Below are 18,700 nucleotides of genomic sequence, written 5' to 3'. Positions count from 1 at the left end.
TCAGGCCTTTTGCGCAATGGTGATGGCAGCCATCGTCGTGTCGATGTTGCGCGGCTCCGGCACCGGCATCTGCTGGATGGCATGCACCGAGCGGCCGGTGCCGCGGGCTTTCTCCTGCAAGATCCGGTCCTTCATCACGAAACGGCCGCGCACGAGGGTATGGATCGGCAGCGCGGTGGCCTCACGGCCGTGCCAGGGCGAGATTTTTGAGGTCGACTGGATCGCCGCATCATCGATCGTCCACTTGCGGTCGAGGTCGACGATCGCGATATCGGCATCGGAGCCGGGCGTCAGCGTGCCCTTGCGCGGATACAGGCCCCAGATCTTCGCCGGGCTCTCGGCGCTCCAGCGCACATAGTCGTTGAGGCTGGCGCGGCCCTTGTTGATCTCGGTCAGCATCAGCGGCATCTGCGTCTCGACGCCGGGAAAGCCGCAATCGACGGTCCAGATGTCCGGTCGGGTCTTCTCGTCCGGCGCATGCGGCGCGTGATCGGTGGCGATGATGTCGACAATGCCATCCATCAGCGCGTCCCACAGCGGCTGCTGGTTGGGTTTTTCGCGGACCGGCGGATTGACACGAACTACGCCGCCGAATTTTTCGTAATCGGTCTCGTCGAGCAGCAGATAATGCGGACAGGTCTCGCCGGTAATGTCGACGCCGCGCGCCTTGGCGTCGGCCAGCGGCCGCAATTCGGCGGCCGAGGAGATGTGCAGCACATGGATGCGGGCGCCGGTCCATTCGGCAAGCGTTGCCGCCCGCTCCACGGCTTCCACCGCGACCACGGCGGGACGCGCGGCGAGATGCGCGATCGGTGAGGTGCGGCCCGCGGCGCGCAGCCGTGCCTCGCGACGCTCCATGATGCTGTTGGTCTCGGCATGCAGCGAGATTCGCTTGCCGGTTGGGGCCACGACTTCGAAAGCCTCGAGCATGCCGCCGGTGGACGGCGACGGGATGCGGCCAAAGGTGTTGCCCATATAGAGCTTGAAACCGATGATGCCGCCCTCGACCAGCGCGTCGACATGGTCGATGCTGTCGTCGCCGAGTACCGCGTAGAGCCCGTAATCGACATAAGCTTTTGCTGAGGCGATCCTGTGCTTGTCGGCGAGCGATTCCGCATTGTTGATGGTCGGCAGCGTGTTCGGCATGTCGAATACGGTCGTCACGCCGCCGAACGCTGCCGCCGCGGTGCCGCTAGCAAAGTCTTCCTTCTGCGGATAGCCGGGATCGCGGAAATGCACATGGACGTCGATCGCGCCGGGCAGGATATGCAGCCCGGTCGCATCGAGCGTCTCTGTCGCGGCAGGCATCGCGTCGGCCGCGCCGATCGCCAGGATGACGCCATCCTTGATGGCGATGCTGGCGGAGTAGGAGGCGTCCGGCGAGACGATGGTGCCGCCATGGATGACGAGATCGGCTGTCATTCTGATATCTCCGCTCACAGCATGGCCCAGCCGCCATCGACCGGCAGGTCGACGCCGGTGATCTGGCGCGACACGTCGGAGGCCAGAAACAGGCAGGCATTGGCAACATCGGCATCGACCGTGACGCGCTTGAGCGCGTAGTCGGCGGCGTGGCGCTCGGCGGCTTCCTCCTCGGAGATGCCGAGCTTCAGCGCCATGTCGCGGCACACCTTGTCGCGGAAGCGCGGGCCGTCGACCATGCCTGGCGCGACGCAATTGACGTTGATGTTGTGCTGGCCGACTTCCAGCGCGAAGCTCTTGGTGATGCCGCGCAGGCCCCATTTGGAGGCCGAATAGGCGACGCGCCCGGCGCGGCCGCGCATGCCGAAGGTGCCGCCGACATTGACCACCTTGCCGTAGCGCTGCGCGATCATGGTCGGCAGCGCCGCGCGCATGGTGTGGAAGCAGCCGTTCATGTTGAGGGTGACGATCTCGTCGAACTCCTCCGGCGTGGTCTGCACGCCGGTCTTGCCGATCGGCCCGGAGCCGCCGGCAACATTGACGAGAATATCGATGCGGCCGCCGAAGGCGGATCGGGTGGCCTCGGCGGCAGCTTCGCACTGGCTTGACTGGGTGAGGTCGCAGGGGATCACGATCGCCTGACCGCCCGCGGCCTTCACTTCGTCGGCAACCGGCTGGATGGCCGCGGTATCGCGGCCGAGCAACGCCAGCCTGCAGCCCTCGGCGGCAAAGGCATGGGTGATCGACGCACCCATGCCCTTGGCGGGACCGGTGATCATCACGACGCGATTTTCGAGAGAGAGTTTCATGGGGAGTCTTTCGTTAATTCGCCGACCAACAAAGCCAGCCCCGCGGTTCGACCTCTCCACGTCATTGCGAGGAGCGAAGCGACGCGGCAATCCAGAGCCACGAGCGAAGGACTGGATTGCTTGGTCGCAAGGGCTCCTCGCAATGACGAGGAGGGGCCGGTGGACGTGAAGCAGAATGCCTCGCCTTACATCGCCGCCTTGACGACGGTCGGGCGGTCGGCGAGCGGCGGCATGAAGCTGCGATCGAAGATCTCCTTCACGGCCGGCGTCCGCGGCAGATCCTTGGCGCTGACCATGATGTCGATCGACTTGGCCAGGCGGGCTTCGTCGATATCGCCGAGGCCGATCTTCGCCACTTCGGGATGTCCCATGTCGTCGATCAGCGTGGCCTCGAAGCGGGCCAGTTCGAGATCCAGCTTGATCAGGGGCTCGCGCTTGGCGACCGACGCGACCGCGGCCTTGGGATCTGCCATCGCATCCTTCACGCCACGGTTCAGCGCCTTCAGAAAGCCCTTCACCGCCTCGGGCTTTTCCTTGACCAGCTTGCGCGACACGATGATGGCGTTGGAATATAGGTCCATGCCGTAATCGCCGAAGCGGATCAGGCGCAACTGCTTGTCGGCGTCGATGCCAATGCCCCGGGCGGCGAAGCGGATGGTCGTGACATAGCCGAACACGCCGTCGACCTGGCCCTGCATCAGCATCTGCTCGCGCAGGTTCGGCTGCATGTTGGTGATCTCGACCTTGCCGCAGTCGGTCTTGGTGATGGAGCACAGCGCCGGAAACAGCTTCAGCGCGCCGTCATTGGCGGCGCCGCCGAGCTTCTTGCCCGGCAGATCGGCGGGAGTCTTGATCGGGCTGTCCACCTTGACGGCGATGGCGAAGGGCGGGCGGTTATACAGCGAGAACACTGCGACCGGAGCATCCTCGGGCTTCTTCGCGGTATATTCGATCAGCGCGTTGATGTCGCCAAAACCCATGTCATAGGCGCCGTTGGCGACCACCGGCACCGCGGCGCCGGATCCGTTGCCCTGGTCGAAGGAGACGTCGAGCCCCTCCTGCTTGAAGTAGCCGCGATCCTCGGCGAGGAAGAACATGCCCTGCTCGCCCTCATACTTCCAGTTCAGGATGACCTTGATCTTGGTATCGGCCGCGTGCGCCGCGGCGACCGGCCCGGCGGTGACCAGAAGCCCGAGCGCGAGGCTGCGCAGACTGCGAATGGCGTGACGTGCAATCATCGATGTCATCCTGTTGGAGCTGGATACGGTTTTCGATCTGCCCCCGCCGGACAGACCGCGCTGGCCAAACGCTAGCCCTATCGAGTGACCTTATCTGCTGCTATGTTCTGCCCGGAGCGATGCCAAAAAGGCTGCACTCGGACGGACAGGAAGCGATGCGGCATCTGAAACTGCTGAGCCATGTGGTCGAGGTTGCGCGGTCGGGCTCGATCCGCAAGGCGGCCGAGCGGCTCAACCTGACGCCGTCAGCCATGAACCGCCGGATCCAGGACCTGGAGGCCGAAATCGGCACGCCGTTGTTCGAGCGCCGGCCGCGCGGGGTCAAGCTGACCACCGCGGGCGAGATGTTCGTGCGCTATGCCCGCAGCCAGATCGCCGACGCGGAACGCATGAAGTCGCAGGTCGAGGACCTGCGCGGTCTGCGGCGCGGCCCGATCCAGATCGCCTGCAGCCAGGCGCTGGCATTCGATTTCCTGGCGTCGCGGATCGCCACCTTCCAGAAGGCGCACTCCAAGGTGGTGTTCGACCTCAAGGTGATGGATCACGAGCGGGCGCTGGCCGCGCTCGCCGCCTATGAGGTCGATCTGGCGCTGGTCTATCGCCCGGCGATCTGGCCCACCTTGCGGGTGATTGCCAGCATCCCGCAGCGGCTGGTGGTGATCACGCGGGCCGACCACCCGCTGGCTGCGAAGAAGACGGTTCGGTTGTCGGAATGCGCGGACTATCCGGCCGCTTTGCCGGACCGCACCTTGAGCGGTCGCCAGGTGCTCGACGAGGTCGCTACCCGACGTGAACTGCGCCTCAATATGCTGGCGGAGTCCAATTCGTTCGAAATGCTGCGCGGGCTGGTGTCCCGCGGCAACATGATCTCGTTCCAGATCGAGATCGGCGCGCCTTCCGGCGACCTCGGCATGGGCCTGGTCGGTCGCCCGATCGATACCAGGGATATCCCCACCGCCGATCTGGTGCTGTGCCAGTTGCGCGGACGCAGCCTGTCGGTCGCCGCGGCCACCTTTGCCGAGATCCTGGCGAAGGGCATGCGAAGCCTCGAACCCGCCGCCTGACCCGTCCCGTCCTTATGGGATTCCTATAAGTTCGGCTTCAGCCTCATCTCGAAAACCTACGTCCTGAGTGGCACCTAATCGTTCATCACGGGCGAGCAGCGGCCTTGCATTGTGCCGCCGCCCACAGCGCTCAGGAGTTCTCATGCTGGACATTCTTATGCTGGCCCTCGGTCTGGGCTTCTTCGCTCTCGCGGCGGGCTACGCCTATGCCTGCGAACGGCTGTGAGGGTCGCACCATGATGTTTGATTACACCCTCGCCGGCATCGTGTCCGCCGGACTGCTGATCTACCTGACCTATGCGCTGCTGCGCCCCGAACGATTCTGAAAGGTCCGTTCCGATGACTACGATTGGCTGGATACAGATTCTTCTCCACTGCGCGATCGTCGCCGCGCTCGTAAAGCCGCTGGGCTGGTACATGACGCGGGTGTTCGCAGGCGAGCGTACCCTGCTGTCGCCGCTGTTGCGCCCGGTGGAAAGCGGGCTGTACTGGATCGCCGGCGTCAACGAGAAGCGCGAGCAGCATTGGCTGACCTATACGGTGGCGATGTTGTTGTTCCATATCGCCGGCTTCCTGACGCTCTATGGCATATTGCGGCTGCAGGCGGTCCTGCCGTTCAATCCAGCCGGCCAGTCCGCGGTGGCCGAAGACCTGTCCTTCAACACCGCCATCAGCTTTCTCACCAATACCAACTGGCAGAACTACGGCGGTGAGAGCACCATGTCGTATCTGACCCAGATGCTCGGCCTGACCACGCACAACTTCCTGTCGGCCGCGGCGGGCATCGCGCTCGCTGTTGCCTTGATCCGCGGCTTTGCGCGCTCCTCGATGCGTACCATCGGCAATTTCTGGGTCGATACGACCCGCTGCGTCCTCTACGTGTTGCTGCCGCTGTGCGTCGTCTACACACTGTTCCTGGTATGGCAGGGCACCCCGCAAACGCTGGGCGCTTACGTCGATGCGACGACGCTCGAAGGGGCAAAACAGACCATCGCGGTCGGTCCGGTGGCGTCGCAGGTGGCGATCAAGATGCTCGGCACCAATGGTGGCGGTTTCTTCAACGCCAATGCCGCGCATCCGTTCGAGAACCCGACGGCGCTGTCGAACTTTATCCAGATGATCTCGATCTTTGCGCTCGGCGCCGGCCTCACCAACGTGTTCGGTCGCATGGTCGGCAACCAGAAACAGGGCTGGGCGATTCTCGCGGTGATGGGCGTGCTGTTCATCGCCGGCGTCGCCATCACTTATGGCGCGGAAGCCTCGGGCACCACGGGCCTCGCGGATCTCGGCCTCACCGGCGGCAACATGGAAGGCAAGGAACTGCGCTTCGGCATCGTCGCCTCCAGCCTGTTCGCGGTGATCACCACCGCGGCATCGTGCGGCGCGGTCAATGCCATGCATGATTCCTTCACCGCGATCGGCGGCATGATCCCGCTGATCAACATGCAGCTCGGCGAGATCATCATCGGCGGCGTCGGCGCCGGTCTCTACGGCATGCTGCTGTTCATCGTGCTGGCGATCTTCGTCGCCGGGCTGATGGTCGGCCGCACGCCGGAATATGTCGGCAAGAAGATCGAGCAGCGCGAGGTGAAGATGGCCATGCTCGCGATCCTGGTGCTGCCGCTGATGTATCTCGGCTGGACCGCGGTGGCGGTGGTGCTGCCCTCGGCGGTGGCGTCGATGGCCAATGCCGGGCCGCACGGCTTCACCGAGGTGCTGTATGCGTTCACCTCGGCGACCGGCAATAACGGCTCGGCGTTTGGCGGGCTCACCGGCAATACCTTCTTCTACAATCTCACCCTTGCCAGTTCGATGTTCGTCGGCCGCTTCTTCATGATCGTGCCGGCGATGGCGTTGGCGGGATCGCTGGCGGCGAAGAAATCGATCCCGGCGTCGGCCGGCACGCTGCCGACCACCGGCGGACTGTTCGTCGGCCTGGTGATCGGCGTGATCCTCATCATCGGCGGACTGACCTTCTTCCCGGCGCTGGCGCTCGGGCCGATCGTCGAGCATCTCGCAATGACCGCCCACACCCTGTTTTGATCGGAGTATGATCCATGGAAGCCTTCAAACTGCAGAAGCGGGTGCCGGTCTCGGCCATGCTCGACGCTAAAATCGTGATGCCGGCGATCGGCTCGGCCTTCGCGAAACTCGATCCGCGACTGATGATCAAGAATCCCGTGATGTTCGTGGTCGAGGTTGTCGCCGCGCTGACCACGGTGATCTTCGTCAAGAACCTTATTGTCGGCGGAACGGATCTGGGCTTCGCGTTCCAGATCATCCTGTGGCTGTGGTTCACGGTGCTGTTCGCCAATTTCGCCGAGGCCGTCGCCGAAGGTCGCGGCAAGGCGCAGGCCGAATCGCTGAAGAAGACCCGCACCGAAAGCCAGGCCAAGCTGCTCACCGGCGGCGCCGGCGACCGCAGCTACCGCATGGTCTCGGGCACCAGCCTGAAGGTCGGCGATGTCGTGCTGGTGGAAGCCGGCGACAACATCCCGTCCGATGGCGAAGTGATCGAAGGCGTGGCCTCGGTCAACGAGGCGGCCATCACCGGCGAATCCGCGCCGGTGATCCGCGAATCCGGCGGCGACCGTTCGGCGGTCACTGGCGGCACGCAGGTCTTGTCCGACTGGATCCGCGTCCGCATCACCGCGGCGCAGGGCTCGACCTTCATCGACCGCATGATCAGGCTGGTGGAAGGTGCGGAGCGGCAGAAGACCCCGAACGAGATCGCGCTGAACATTCTTCTCGTCGGCCTGACCATCATCTTCGTGTTCGCCACGGTGACGATCCCGAGCTATGCCGCCTATGCCGGCGGTTCGATCTCCGTGGTGGTGCTGGTCGCTTTGTTCGTGACGCTGATCCCGACCACCATCGGCGCTCTCCTGTCGGCGATCGGCATCGCCGGCATGGACCGGCTGGTGCGCTTCAACGTGCTGGCGATGTCCGGTCGCGCGGTGGAAGCCGCTGGCGACGTCGATACGCTGCTGCTCGACAAGACCGGCACCATTACGCTCGGCAACCGCCAGGCGACGGCGTTTCGTCCGGTGCGCGGCGTCACCGAGCAGGAACTGGCCGACGCGGCGCAACTGGCCTCACTGGCCGACGAGACGCCGGAAGGCCGCTCGATCGTCGTGCTGGCCAAGGAGAAATACAATATCCGCGGCCGTGATCTGGCCGAGCTCGACGCCACTTTCGTGCCGTTCACCGCGCAGACGCGGATGAGCGGCGTCGATGCGTCAGGCTCATCGGTGCGCAAGGGCGCGGTGGATTCGATTCTGACCTACGTCCACGGTGGTGCCACCTATGCGCTCGCCGGCAACACCGCCCGCGCGATCCAGCCGGCCGCGATGTCCGACACCGCCCGGGAAATCCAGGCGATTTCCGACGAGATCGCCAAATCGGGCGGCACCCCGCTGGCGGTGGCCCGCGACGGCAGACTGCTCGGCGTCATCCACCTCAAGGATATCGTCAAGGGCGGCATTCGCGAGCGGTTTGCCGAGCTGCGCACCATGGGCATCCGTACCGTGATGATCACCGGCGACAATCCGATGACCGCGGCCGCCATCGCCGCCGAAGCCGGCGTCGATGATTTCCTGGCGCAGGCGACGCCGGAGGACAAGCTGCGGCTCATTCGCGATGAGCAGGCCAAGGGCAAGCTGGTGGCGATGTGTGGCGACGGCACCAACGACGCCCCCGCGCTGGCGCAGGCCGATGTCGGCGTCGCCATGAACACCGGAACGCAAGCGGCGCGCGAGGCCGGCAACATGGTCGACCTCGATAGCAACCCGACGAAGCTGATCGAGATCGTCGAGATCGGCAAGCAGCTTTTGATGACACGCGGTGCGCTCACCACCTTCTCGATCGCCAACGACGTGGCGAAATATTTTGCCATTATCCCGGCGATCTTTCTCGCCTTCTATCCGCAACTGGAAACGCTCAACATCATGCGGCTGCACAGCCCGCAGAGCGCGATCCTGTCGGCGATCATCTTCAACGCGGTGATCATCATCGCGCTGATCCCGCTGGCGCTGCGCGGCGTCGCCTATCGCCCGATCGGCGCCGGCGCACTGCTCGGCCGCAACCTGCTGATCTATGGCGTCGGCGGCATCATCGTCCCGTTCATCGGCATCAAGGCGATCGACCTCGCGGTCACCGCCTTGCACCTGGTCTGAACTCTCCACGTCATTGCGAGGAGCGAAGCGACGCGGCAATCCAGCAGGCCCAACGAAGAACTGGATTGCTTCGTCGCAAGTGCTCCTCGCAATGACGAGAAATTATCGCCGTCGTGCCCTATCAAGGAGACCCATCATGTTGAAAGAAATCCGTCCCGCCATCGTCCTGCTGCTTGGCCTCACCGTCATCACCGGGCTTTTCTATCCGCTCGCCATGACCGGGATCGCCGGGCTGATGTTCCCTACCCAGGCGCAAGGCAGCCTGATCGAGCGCGACGGCCGGGTGATCGGCTCCTCGCTGATCGGCCAGGAGTTCACCGCCGATGAATACTTCCATGGCCGCCCGTCGGCGACCACCGGGCCTGACCCCAAGGATGCCACCAAGACCGTGCCGCAGGCCTATAATGCGGTGAATTCGATGGGCTCCAATCTCGGCCCGACCAGCAAGGCGCTGATCGATCGGGTCAGCGAGGACAATGCGAAGCTGAAGGCGCAAAACCCCTCGGCGCCGGTGCCGATCGACCTCGTCACCACCTCCGGCAGCGGTCTCGACCCCGACATCTCGCCGGAAGGCGCGCTGTTCCAGGTGTCGCGCATCGCCCGCGCGCGCAAGCTGCCCGAGGATCGTGTTCGCCAGTTGGTGACCGCGAAGACCGAAACCCGGTTCGCCGGGTTGCTGGGCGAGCCCCGCGTCAACGTTCTGGCGCTCAATCTGGCGCTGGACGCGGCGGCTTCCAAATAGCCCTGTCACGTAGCCCGGATAAGCGAAGCGAAATCCGGGAGGGCCTGAATAAGCGGCTCGGCCCCGGATTTCGCAAGGGCTCATCCGGGCTACGCTGGCTGGCGCTGGACGCAGCAGCCATGAAGTAGGCGCCTAGGCCGGAGCTATAGCGGAGACTATATAGCCGTATGGCAAATCAGCGCCGCGATCCCGAACAACGCCCCTCGCCGGAAGCGCTTCTCGAAGCCGCCCGGCGCGAGGACGACCATGCCGGCCGGCTGAAGATCTTTGTCGGCGCCGCGCCCGGCGTCGGCAAGACGTTCGAGATGCTCCAAAACGCCCATGCGAAGCGAAGGGCCGGTATCGATGTCGTGGTCGGGGTGGTGGAAACCCATGGCCGCGCCGAGACCGAGGCGCTGCTCGCGGGGCTGGAGGTGATCCCGCGCCACAGGGTCGACCATAAGGGCCAGAGCCTCGAGGAAATGGACCTCGACGCCATCATCGCGCGCCGGCCGAAGATCGCGCTGGTTGACGAACTGGCCCACACCAATGCGCCGGGCAGCCGCCATCCCAAGCGCTATCTGGATGTCGCCGAACTGTTGTCGCACGGCATCGACGTCTACACCGCCGTCAATATCCAGCACATCGAGAGCCTCAATGACGTGGTGGCGCAGATCACCCATGTCAGGGTGCGCGAGACCGTGCCGGATTCGGTGTTCGACGGCGCCGATGCCATCGAGCTGATCGATCTCACCCCGGATGACCTGATCCAGCGTTTGCGCGAGGGCAAGGTCTATGTGCCGAAACAGGCCGAACGCGCGCTGGAGCATTATTTTTCGCCGGGCAACCTGACGGCGCTGCGCGAGCTGGCATTGCGCCGCACCGCCGAGCGCGTCGACGAGCAATTGCTCAGCCACATGCAGGCCAATGCCATCGCCGGCCCGTGGGCCGCCGGCGAGCGCATTCTGGTCTGCATCAGCGAAGACCCGCGCTCGGCCGGGCTGGTGCGCTACACCAAGCGGCTGGCTGACCGGCTGCACGCGCCGTGGACGGCGGTCAGCATCGAGACCCGGCGCAGCCTGCAGCTCACCGAGGCGCAGCGCGATCGGCTGGCGGATACGCTGCGGCTGGCGGAAGCGCTGGGCGGCGAGGCGACCACCATTCCCGGCGAGGGCCGCCGCATTGCCGATGATTTGCTCGGCTTCGCCCATGGCCACAACGTCACCCAGATCGTGATCGGCAAGGCCGCGCGGTCGTGGGTGTTCGAATTGCTGCGCGGATCCGTGGTGCACGATCTCGTCCGGCGCTCCGGCAATATCAGCGTGCATGTCATCGCCGGCGATGGCCTACTTCCGGAGTCGAAGAAGCCGTTGCAGGCGGTTGACTGCGTCGAGCCGATCGACGCCCGGGCTTATCTCGCGTCGCTGGGGATCGTCGCGCTGGCGCTTGGCGTCGCCGAGCTGATCCAGCCGATGTTCGGGATCGAGAATGTCGACCTGGTATTTCTCACCGCGGTGGTCAGTGTCGCGGTGCGGTTCGGGCTGTGGCCGTCATTGCTGGCCAGCGTGGCGGCGTCGCTGAGCTATAATTTTTTCTTCCTGCCGCCGGTCTATACTTTCACCATCACCGACCCGACCAATATCGCGGCGTTCTTCTTCTTCATGCTGATCGCCATCGTGGTCTCCAATGTCGCCGCGCGGGTGCGCACCCAGGCGATGTCGGCGTTCGGCCGCGCCCGCACCACCGAGTCGCTGTACACCTTCAGCCGCAAGCTCGCCGGCACCGCCACGCTCGACGACGTGCTGTGGGCGACGGCCTATCAGATCGCGCTGATGCTCAGGGTGCGCGTCGTGGTGCTGCTGCCGGAACAGGGCGTCATCACCGTCAAGGCCGGCTATCCGCCCGAGGATGAACTCGACAGCGCCGATCTTGCCGCCGCCAACTGGGCGTGGGGCAATGATCGCCCGGCCGGTCGTGGCGCGGATACGCTGCCCGGCGCCAAGCGGTTGTTCCTGCCGATGCGCACCGGCCGCGGCGCCATCGGCGTGATCGGCATCGACGATGACCGCACCGGTCCACTGCTGACGCCGGACCAGCGCCGGCTGCTCGACGCGCTGGTCGACCAGAGCGCGCTGGCGATCGAGCGCGTGCAACTGGTCGAGGATATGGACCGCGCCCAGCGCAATATCGAATCCGACCGGCTGCGCGCGGCGCTGCTGACCTCGATCTCGCATGATTTGAAGACGCCTTTGGCCTCGGTGCTCGGCGCTGCCAGCACGCTGCGCGATCTGTCGCCCAGGCTCAGCGAGGCCGAGAAAGCGGATCTGCTGGGCACCGTCATCGACGAATCCGAACGGCTCAACCGCTTCATCGCCAATTTGCTCGACATGACCAGACTGGAATCCGGCGCCGTGGTGCCGAATGCGTCGCTGCAGGATCTCGGCGAGATCATCGGCAGTACGCTGCGCCGTGCCGGCAAGATCCTCGCGCGGCATCCGGTCAGGCTGGAACTGGCGCCGGATCTGCCGATGCTGCAACTCGATGCCGTGCTGTTCGAACAGGTGCTGTTCAACCTGCTCGACAATGCCGCCAAATACGCGCCGGTCGATACCGCGATTTCCGTCGTGGCGCGACGGGATCGCGATTCGGTCTGCCTTGAGATCATCGACGAGGGTGCCGGCATTCCGCCGAATGATCTGGAAAACATTTTTGACAAGTTCTTTCGCGCGCAGAAGGGCGATCACGTGCGCCCGGGCACCGGCCTCGGCCTCGCGATTTCGCGCGGCTTTGTCGAGGCCATGCACGGCTCCATCTCCGCGGCCAACCGCGGCGACGGTTCCGGCGCGGTGCTGACGATCAGACTCCCTGTTCCGCCCGCGACCGAAGCCCTGGACACCGCCGCATGAACGCCGCTGCCATCAAGGTTCTCGTCATTGATGACGAGCCGCCGATCCGCAAACTGCTGCGCATGGGGCTGAGCACGCAGGGCTACGACATTCTCGAAGCCAGTAATGGCAAGATCGCGCTGGAATTGCTGGCGCGGGATCCGGCGCTGATCATTCTCGATCTCGGCCTGCCGGACATCCAGGGCCATGACCTGCTGCGGATGATCCGGGCGCGCAATGACAGCGTGCCGATCGTGGTGTTGTCTAGCCGCGGTGACGAGGCCGGCAAGGTCCAGGCGCTCGATCTCGGCGCCGATGATTATCTGACCAAGCCGTTCGGCATGGACGAATTGCTGGCCCGGATGCGCGCGGCGCTGCGGCACCAGCTGCAGGTCCATGGCGAACGCCCGGTGTTCAAGTCCGGGGAACTGACCGTCGATCTTGTCCGGCGCCTCGTCAAGGTCGGGGACAAGGACGTAAAATTATCGCCGAAGGAATATGAGTTGCTGCGGGTACTGGTGCAGCACGCCGGCAAGGTGCTGACCCATCGCTTTCTGCTGAAGGAATTGTGGGACGAACTGACCGACGCGCAATATCTGCGGGTCTATGTCCGCCAGCTCCGGCAGAAGATCGAGCCCGACCCCGAGCGGCCGCAATTTGTGTTGACGGAGACCGGAATCGGATATCGCTTGAGGCCGCCGGACTGAGCCGGCCTATCTGGATTCTGTTGCCGTGGATCAAAGCACCCATCTCGCCGCGCTCGACAAGCTCAAGGCGCGCATCCAGGCGCTGCGCGCCAAGACCATCGCCAATGGCTGCACCGAGGACGTGGCGCTGTCGGCCGCCGCCAAGGTCGCCGAATTGCTCGATCGCTACGACCTGTCGCTGACCGATGTCGAGATGCGCGAGGCGCCGTGCGAACGGCGTACCTTCGAGACCCATCGCAAGAAGCGGATTCCGCTCGACGACTGCATCGGCGCGATCGCGCATTTCTGCGATTGCCGGGTGTGGCGGGAAAAGAACCCGATGGGCGAGAGCCGCTACGTGTTCTTCGGCCTGCGCTCCGATATCGAGGTCGCGCATTATCTGACCGAGTTGGTCGACACCGCGGTCCGCTCCGAGACCGGCCGGTTCAAGACCACCGCCGAATATCAGAAATTCAGACACAATGAGCGGCATCTGGCGAACGCATCATTCGCGCTCGGCATGGTCGCCTCGATCGCCGACAAGTTGTCGGTGTTGAAAGCCGAACGCGATCAGGTGATCCAGAATTCCGGCCGCGCGCTGGTCACCGTCAAGGCCGCCGTCGTCGATACCGAGTTCGAGAAGCTCGACCTCAAGCTGCGGACCTCCCGCGGCGGCGGTAGCCGGATGGTGTCGATGTCGGCCTATGAGGCCGGCGGCGCGGCCGGCGCCTCCTTGCCGATCCATCCGGGCGTCAAGAAAGCCAATTGATCGCGGTGATCAGCGGACGGTGACGGCATCTGAATTGGTGAAGGTGACCGGCGCGCCGGCCTTGATGACACGGGCGGTCTGGCTGCCGCCGTCGCTGCCGGTTCGGGCGGCAAAGCCAAGGCCGGCGATCACGGTGCCGGCAACCAAAGCGACAATTACGATCTTCAGGTGGGTGCTGCGGTCTGCGCTGTGAATGGAATGGTTCATGATGCCGGCCTCCTGCCGTTCTCCGCGGCGTTCCATTGGCAGCATGACTAGAATGCGTGGGTTTCCGGCCGATGGTGTCGGTCCTGAAAAGTGTTTCGTGACCCTGGAGATTTGTTTCTTGCCGAGGCGAAAGGGCACGATCGCGAAGCCGCACGGATGTACAGGTCCGCTGTGTGGTATAAAGGTACGGACAGATCGGGGAGGCTTAAATGTCCGTCATTATTCGAAAATTTGTCGTGCTGTCGGCGTTTGTGGCCATGATTGGTTCTTGCGGCAGCTTTGTGCTGGCGGACGAAATGGCGCCCCGCACCATTCTGGCGCCGTCCGGCAAGCTGCGCGTCGGGCTGTATCCGGGAACGCCGACCTCGATCCTTCCCAATGCGGAATCCGGCCCGCGTGGCGTCGGCTACGATCTCGGTCGAGCCATGGCGGAGCGTCTGGGCGTCGCCTATGAGCCGGTGGTGTTCAGCAAGAATACCGAGGTTCTGGAGGCCGTGAAGACCGGTAAGGTCGATGCGGCATTTACCAATGCGTCAGCCTCCCGGGCCAAGGAAATGGACTTTGGTCCGGCCTATCTGGAAAGCGATCTGGGCTATCTGGTGCCGTCCGGTTCCCCGGCCAAGGCGCTGGCCGACATTGACGTCCCCGGGCGCCGGGTCGGCGTCACCGAAGGAAGTTCATCCGACGCGGCGCTGTCGCACGACCTCAAGCAGGCGGAAGTGGTCCGCATCGCCGCGATCGGGCTGGTGCCGGAGCTGATGGCCGCGGGCAGGCTGGATGCGTTCGCCACCAACAAGGCGACGTTGTTCGAGATCGCCGAAAAGCTGCCGGGATCGACGGTTCTGCCGGGGCGCTGGGGTGTCGAGCGACATGCGATCGCGATCCCCAAGGGGCGCGAACAGGGCATGGCCTTTGTCAAGAAGTTCACTGAAGACGCCAAGTCAGGGGGGCTCGTCAGCGCGGCGATCACCCGCGCGGGCTTGCGGGCAGCGGCGCCTGCACCCTAGAATTTGCTAACCCTTTCGCTCGATGTCGGTATCGATCAACCGTCGATTCTGATTTACAGCGCTCTCAACAGGCTCGGGCTCTTGGCGCGCGGTTGACCGCCACCGACGGTTCATTTCAGGAGGACTCGCTCAGTGTCAGCTTTGACGAAATTGGTCGGCGCGGTCATGACGACCGCCGCTATTGGCCTCGCCGCTCACGCCGCCGAGGCGCAGTCATTTCCGGCCAAGCAGGTGACGTTCTACGTGCCCTATGCCGCCGGCGGCGCCGTCGATGTCATCGCCCGCACCATCGGCCAGTCGCTGTCGAAGAGCTGGGGGCAGGTGCCGGTGATCGAAAATCGTCCGGGCGCCGGCGGCACCGTGGCCTCGAAGGCGCTGACGCAGGCCACTCCCGATGGCCACACGCTGATCCTGGTCGCCTCGGGCCATCCGCTGAACCAGTTTTTCTACCCCAGCCTGCCCTACGACACCTTCAAGGACTTCACCGCGATTACCGAGGTCGCTTTTTCGCCGCTGGCGATCATGGTGGCGAAGGACAATCCGGCGAAGAACCTGCAGGAATTGCTGGCGCTCGCCAAGGCGAAGCCGGACTTCCTGTCCTATGGCATGTCCGGCAACGGCACCTCGGCGCATCTCGCCGGAGAATTGCTGAACCACATGGCCGGCGTGAAAATCGTGTCGATTCCCTACAAGGGCGGCGCGCCGGCGCTGACCTCGGTGATGGCCGGCGACATCCCGATGAGCATCAATCCGCTGCCCGAAGTGGTCGGCCAGCTCGATGGCGGGCAGTTGCGCGCCATCGCCGTCACCACGGCCGCGCGCGCCAAGTCGCTGCCCAACGTGCCGACGGTCGCTGAATCCGGCGTGGCCGGCTACGACACCGCGGTGTGGTGGGGCTTCCTCGGACCCGCCAACATGCCGCCCGCGCTGGTCGCCAGGATCCAGGCCGACATCGCCACGGCGCTGAAGGATCCGGTCGTGATGACGGCGCTGGAAAAGATCGGCGCCACGCCGCTCGGCAGCTCGCCGGCGGAATTCGACGCCTATATGCGCGCGGAAGCCGCCAAATGGGGGCCGATCCTGAAAGAAGCCAATATCAAGATCCAGTAACGACCGCGCGGGATATGAAAGGTCGTCATGGATTCCAGAACCTCCAATCAGTGGCACATCGGCCTCGTCGGTTACGGCGAGGTCGGGCGTATTCTCAGCGAGGACCTGCGCGCCCGGAACGTGCAGGTCAGCGCCTATGACCTCAAGCTCGATGGCGACCAGGCATCTACGTTGCGCGACCACGCCGCGGCGCATGGCGTTGGCCTCGCCGCGTCGCACGCGGAACTCGCAGCCCAGGTCGATTTCCTGATCTCGGCGGTGACGGCCAGCCAGGCCGTGCCGGTGGCGCAGGCCTGCGCGCCGGCCGTCAAGCCCGGCACCTGGTATCTGGATTTCAACTCGGCCTCGCCCGGTGCCAAGCAGCGCGCCGCGGCGCTGATCGATGGCGCCGGCGGACGGTATGTCGAAGGCGCGGTGATGACCTCGATCCCGCCCTACCGCATCAAGGTGCCGTTGCTGCTGGGCGGTGCCGGCGCGGCTGAACTGGCGCCGCTGCTGCTGGATCTGGGCTTCGATGCCAAGGTCGCGAGTTCCGAGCTCGGCGTCGCCTCCGCCACCAAGATGTGCCGCAGCATCATGATCAAGGGCCTTGAAGCCATGGTGATCGAGAGTTTCACCACCGCCCGCGCCTATGGCGTCGAGGATGCGCTGCTGGCGTCGCTGGCGGAGACCTTTCCGAGCATCGACTGGGAGAAGCAGGGCGCCTATTTCTTCCAGCGCGTCATCGAGCATGGCCGTCGCCGCGGCGAGGAAGTCCGCGAAGTCGCGGAAACCGTGCGCGACACCGGTCTGACGCCGTGGTCGGCGGAGGGCACCGCCGAGCGCCAGGCCTGGATTGCCGATCTCGCCGATGACGGATTGTTCGGCCGCAAGGGCACGCCGGAATTCGCGCGCAGCGCCGACTGGCGCACCGAGGCGGATCGCATCCTGGCGAAGCTGCAGGCCGGCGAGTAGTCGCCGGAGGCTGGGGCACTCAGCCCGCGGCCGCATTCACCAGCGCGATGATCTCGTCGCCATAATGCTCCAGTTTCTTGTCGCCAATGCCCGGAATGCCGCGCAACTGCGCCAGCGAGGTCGGCCGCGCGGTGGCAATGCCGTCCATGGTGGCGTCGTGCAGTACGACATAGGCCGGCACGTTGCGCTTTTTCGCCACTTCGGATCGCCACGCGCGCAGCACCGCCAGTAGGTCCGGATCGCCGCTGTCGCTGCGCGGCGCGGCCAATTCGCCGCGGCGCGATTTGCTGCGCGCGGCGCGGCCGAGCCCGGCAGTCTCTTCGCGCAGCATCACCTCGGTCTCGCCCTTCAGCACGCCGCGCGCGGTCTCGGTCAGCTTCAGCGCGCCATAGGCCTCGCTGTCGGCATAGAGATAGCCCAGCGCCACCAATTGCCGTGTCACCGCGCGCCACTGCTTCTCGTTGAGGTCGGCGCCGATCCCGAACACCGACAGCTGGTCGTGGCCGAACTGCTTGATCTTGTCGGTAAGCCGGCCGATCAGCACGTCGATCAGATGCATGGCGCCGAAGCGCTGCCCGGTGCGATAGGCGCAGGACAGGAATTTCTGCGAGGCCACGCTGCCGTTCCACACTTTGGGCGGCGACAGGCAGTTGTCGCAATTGCCGCAAATCGTGCCGGCGGTGACTTCCTCACCGAAATAGCCGAGCAGCCGGCTGCGCCGGCAATGCACGGTTTCGGCGAGGCTGACCAGCGCGTCGAGCTTGGCGATCGATACCCGCTTGAAGGCTTCGGCGCCGGTGGATTCGTCGATCATGCGGCGCTGCTGCACGATGTCGGACAGGCCATAGGCCATCCACGCATTGGAGGGCTTGCCGTCGCGGCCGGCGCGTCCGGTCTCCTGGTAATAGGCCTCGATGCTTTTCGGCAGATCGAGATGGCAGACGAAGCGCACGTCGGGCTTGTCGATGCCCATGCCAAAGGCGACGGTGGCGACGATCACCACACCGTCCTCGTTGATGAAGCGGTCCTGGTTGTGCGCGCGCACATTGGCGTCGAGCCCGGCATGATAGGGCAGCGCCGAGACGCCGGCCTTGTTCAGCGCCTTGGCGGTGTCCTCGACCTTGGCGCGCGACAGGCAGTAGACGATGCCGGCGTCTCCAGAGTGACGCTCGGTGATGAAGGCCTTGAGCTGCGCCGGAGCGCTTTGCTTGTCGACGATTTCATACCGGATATTCGGACGATCGAAACTTGCGACGAAACTCGGCGCACCGGCAAGCCCGAGCCGGTCGACGATCTCCCGGCGGGTGAGGTCATCGGCGGTCGCGGTAAGCGCGATGCGCGGCACATCGGGAAAACGCTCCGCTATCACGGACAGGCCGATATATTCCGGACGGAAGTCGTGTCCCCATTGCGACACGCAGTGCGCCTCGTCGATCGCAAACAAGGCGATGTCGGCGCGGCCAAGCAGGCCAAGGCAGCGCGGCGTCAACAGCCGCTCCGGCGCGATGTAGAGCAGGTCGAGATCGCCTTTGAGGAGACGTGCCTCGACCGCGGAGGCTTCTTCGAAAGACAGGGTGGAATTCAGCACTGCCGCCTTGACGCCGGCCTCGAGCAGTCCGGCGACCTGGTCGCGCATCAGCGCGATCAGCGGCG

At 64.9% G+C, this 18,700-nt stretch carries 16 protein-coding genes; 11 read left to right on the top strand and 5 right to left on the bottom strand.

Translation table 11 applies throughout. The features are described 5' to 3' along the window. From allB to Q0S16_RS25650, 3 genes are all read right to left on the bottom strand, one after another. A complete protein-coding gene (gene allB, locus Q0S16_RS25660) occupies positions 1-1,422 on the bottom strand; it encodes an allantoinase AllB (RefSeq protein WP_295855164.1) in 1,422 nt (473 codons plus the stop codon). Positions 1,423-1,436: 14 nt separating this feature from the next. Next, positions 1,437-2,231, bottom strand: a complete 795-nt coding sequence (locus tag Q0S16_RS25655; RefSeq protein WP_295855162.1) for an SDR family NAD(P)-dependent oxidoreductase — start codon at positions 2,229-2,231, stop codon at positions 1,437-1,439. Between the two features lie 185 nt (positions 2,232-2,416). Then, positions 2,417-3,469, bottom strand: a complete 1,053-nt coding sequence (locus tag Q0S16_RS25650) for an ABC transporter substrate-binding protein (protein ID WP_295855160.1) — start codon at positions 3,467-3,469, stop codon at positions 2,417-2,419. A 155-nt stretch (positions 3,470-3,624) separates the two neighbouring features. Between Q0S16_RS25650 and Q0S16_RS25645 the strand changes: the two genes are divergently transcribed. From Q0S16_RS25645 to Q0S16_RS25610, 8 genes are all read left to right on the top strand, one after another. Beyond that, a complete protein-coding gene (locus Q0S16_RS25645) occupies positions 3,625-4,533 on the top strand; it encodes a LysR family transcriptional regulator (RefSeq protein ID WP_295855157.1) in 909 nt (302 codons plus the stop codon). 236 nt (positions 4,534-4,769) lie between these two features. After that, positions 4,770-4,859, top strand: a complete 90-nt coding sequence (locus Q0S16_RS25640; protein ID WP_143571767.1) for a K(+)-transporting ATPase subunit F — start codon at positions 4,770-4,772, stop codon at positions 4,857-4,859. Between the two features lie 13 nt (positions 4,860-4,872). Next, positions 4,873-6,576: a potassium-transporting ATPase subunit KdpA gene (kdpA, locus tag Q0S16_RS25635; RefSeq protein WP_295855155.1), complete on the top strand. Its 1,704-nt coding sequence runs from the start codon at positions 4,873-4,875 to the stop codon at positions 6,574-6,576. Between the two features lie 14 nt (positions 6,577-6,590). Then, the gene (gene kdpB, locus Q0S16_RS25630; RefSeq protein ID WP_295855153.1) at positions 6,591-8,708 is read left to right on the top strand and encodes a potassium-transporting ATPase subunit KdpB; all 2,118 of its coding nucleotides are present in this window, start codon (positions 6,591-6,593) and stop codon (positions 8,706-8,708) included. A 136-nt stretch (positions 8,709-8,844) separates the two neighbouring features. Further along, positions 8,845-9,450, top strand: coding sequence for a K(+)-transporting ATPase subunit C (locus tag Q0S16_RS25625; protein ID WP_295855150.1), 606 nt, complete (start codon positions 8,845-8,847; stop codon positions 9,448-9,450). Positions 9,451-9,617: 167 nt separating this feature from the next. Beyond that, positions 9,618-12,335, top strand: a complete 2,718-nt coding sequence (locus Q0S16_RS25620) for a sensor histidine kinase KdpD (protein ID WP_295855147.1) — start codon at positions 9,618-9,620, stop codon at positions 12,333-12,335. Then, positions 12,332-13,021, top strand: coding sequence for a response regulator transcription factor (locus tag Q0S16_RS25615; RefSeq protein WP_295855144.1), 690 nt, complete (start codon positions 12,332-12,334; stop codon positions 13,019-13,021). The genes Q0S16_RS25620 and Q0S16_RS25615 overlap by 4 nt, the downstream gene beginning before the upstream one ends. A 25-nt stretch (positions 13,022-13,046) precedes the next feature. Continuing rightward, a complete protein-coding gene (locus Q0S16_RS25610; protein ID WP_295855141.1) occupies positions 13,047-13,769 on the top strand; it encodes a DUF2786 domain-containing protein in 723 nt (240 codons plus the stop codon). 9 nt (positions 13,770-13,778) lie between these two features. Here Q0S16_RS25610 and Q0S16_RS25605 read toward each other — a convergent pair whose 3' ends face one another. Next, entirely contained in the window at positions 13,779-13,976 is a 198-nt protein-coding gene (locus Q0S16_RS25605) for a hypothetical protein (protein ID WP_295855138.1), read from the bottom strand. Positions 13,977-14,185: 209 nt separating this feature from the next. Between Q0S16_RS25605 and Q0S16_RS25600 the strand changes: the two genes are divergently transcribed. From Q0S16_RS25600 to Q0S16_RS25590, 3 genes are all read left to right on the top strand, one after another. Next, complete coding sequence (locus tag Q0S16_RS25600; protein WP_295855135.1) at positions 14,186-14,983, top strand: transporter substrate-binding domain-containing protein; 798 nt, start codon at positions 14,186-14,188, stop codon at positions 14,981-14,983. Positions 14,984-15,148: 165 nt separating this feature from the next. Beyond that, the gene (locus Q0S16_RS25595; RefSeq protein WP_295855133.1) at positions 15,149-16,093 is read left to right on the top strand and encodes a tripartite tricarboxylate transporter substrate binding protein; all 945 of its coding nucleotides are present in this window, start codon (positions 15,149-15,151) and stop codon (positions 16,091-16,093) included. A 27-nt stretch (positions 16,094-16,120) separates the two neighbouring features. Beyond that, a complete protein-coding gene (locus tag Q0S16_RS25590) occupies positions 16,121-17,047 on the top strand; it encodes an NAD(P)-dependent oxidoreductase (protein WP_295855130.1) in 927 nt (308 codons plus the stop codon). Between the two features lie 19 nt (positions 17,048-17,066). On the opposite strand, the gene recQ is transcribed toward Q0S16_RS25590, so the two are convergent. Beyond that, positions 17,067-18,700: DNA helicase RecQ (recQ, locus tag Q0S16_RS25585; RefSeq protein ID WP_295855127.1), on the bottom strand; the 1,634-nt coding region annotated here is incomplete at its 5' end.

This window comes from Tardiphaga sp. (assembly GCF_025356345.1).
Lineage (GTDB): Bacteria > Pseudomonadota > Alphaproteobacteria > Rhizobiales > Xanthobacteraceae > Tardiphaga.
Note: the sequence above shows the minus strand (reverse complement) of the source record. Positions and strands in the feature narration are given on the sequence as shown.

Bases quoted from the DNA above. Each gene is read 5' to 3' on its own strand.
- allB (WP_295855164.1), bottom strand. From the start codon at position 1,422: ATGACAGCCGATCTCGTCATCCATGGCGGCACCATCGTCTCGCCGGAC.
- Q0S16_RS25655 (WP_295855162.1), bottom strand. From the start codon at position 2,231: ATGAAACTCTCTCTCGAAAATCGCGTCGTGATGATCACCGGTCCCGCC.
- Q0S16_RS25650 (WP_295855160.1), bottom strand. From the start codon at position 3,469: ATGATTGCACGTCACGCCATTCGCAGTCTGCGCAGCCTCGCGCTCGGG.
- Q0S16_RS25645 (WP_295855157.1), top strand. From the start codon at position 3,625: ATGCGGCATCTGAAACTGCTGAGCCATGTGGTCGAGGTTGCGCGGTCG.
- Q0S16_RS25640 (WP_143571767.1), top strand. From the start codon at position 4,770: ATGATGTTTGATTACACCCTCGCCGGCATCGTGTCCGCCGGACTGCTG.
- kdpA (WP_295855155.1), top strand. From the start codon at position 4,873: ATGACTACGATTGGCTGGATACAGATTCTTCTCCACTGCGCGATCGTC.
- kdpB (WP_295855153.1), top strand. From the start codon at position 6,591: ATGGAAGCCTTCAAACTGCAGAAGCGGGTGCCGGTCTCGGCCATGCTC.
- Q0S16_RS25625 (WP_295855150.1), top strand. From the start codon at position 8,845: ATGTTGAAAGAAATCCGTCCCGCCATCGTCCTGCTGCTTGGCCTCACC.
- Q0S16_RS25620 (WP_295855147.1), top strand. From the start codon at position 9,618: ATGGCAAATCAGCGCCGCGATCCCGAACAACGCCCCTCGCCGGAAGCG.
- Q0S16_RS25615 (WP_295855144.1), top strand. From the start codon at position 12,332: ATGAACGCCGCTGCCATCAAGGTTCTCGTCATTGATGACGAGCCGCCG.
- Q0S16_RS25605 (WP_295855138.1), bottom strand. From the start codon at position 13,976: ATGAACCATTCCATTCACAGCGCAGACCGCAGCACCCACCTGAAGATC.
- Q0S16_RS25600 (WP_295855135.1), top strand. From the start codon at position 14,186: ATGTCCGTCATTATTCGAAAATTTGTCGTGCTGTCGGCGTTTGTGGCC.
- Q0S16_RS25595 (WP_295855133.1), top strand. From the start codon at position 15,149: ATGACGACCGCCGCTATTGGCCTCGCCGCTCACGCCGCCGAGGCGCAG.
- Q0S16_RS25590 (WP_295855130.1), top strand. From the start codon at position 16,121: ATGGATTCCAGAACCTCCAATCAGTGGCACATCGGCCTCGTCGGTTAC.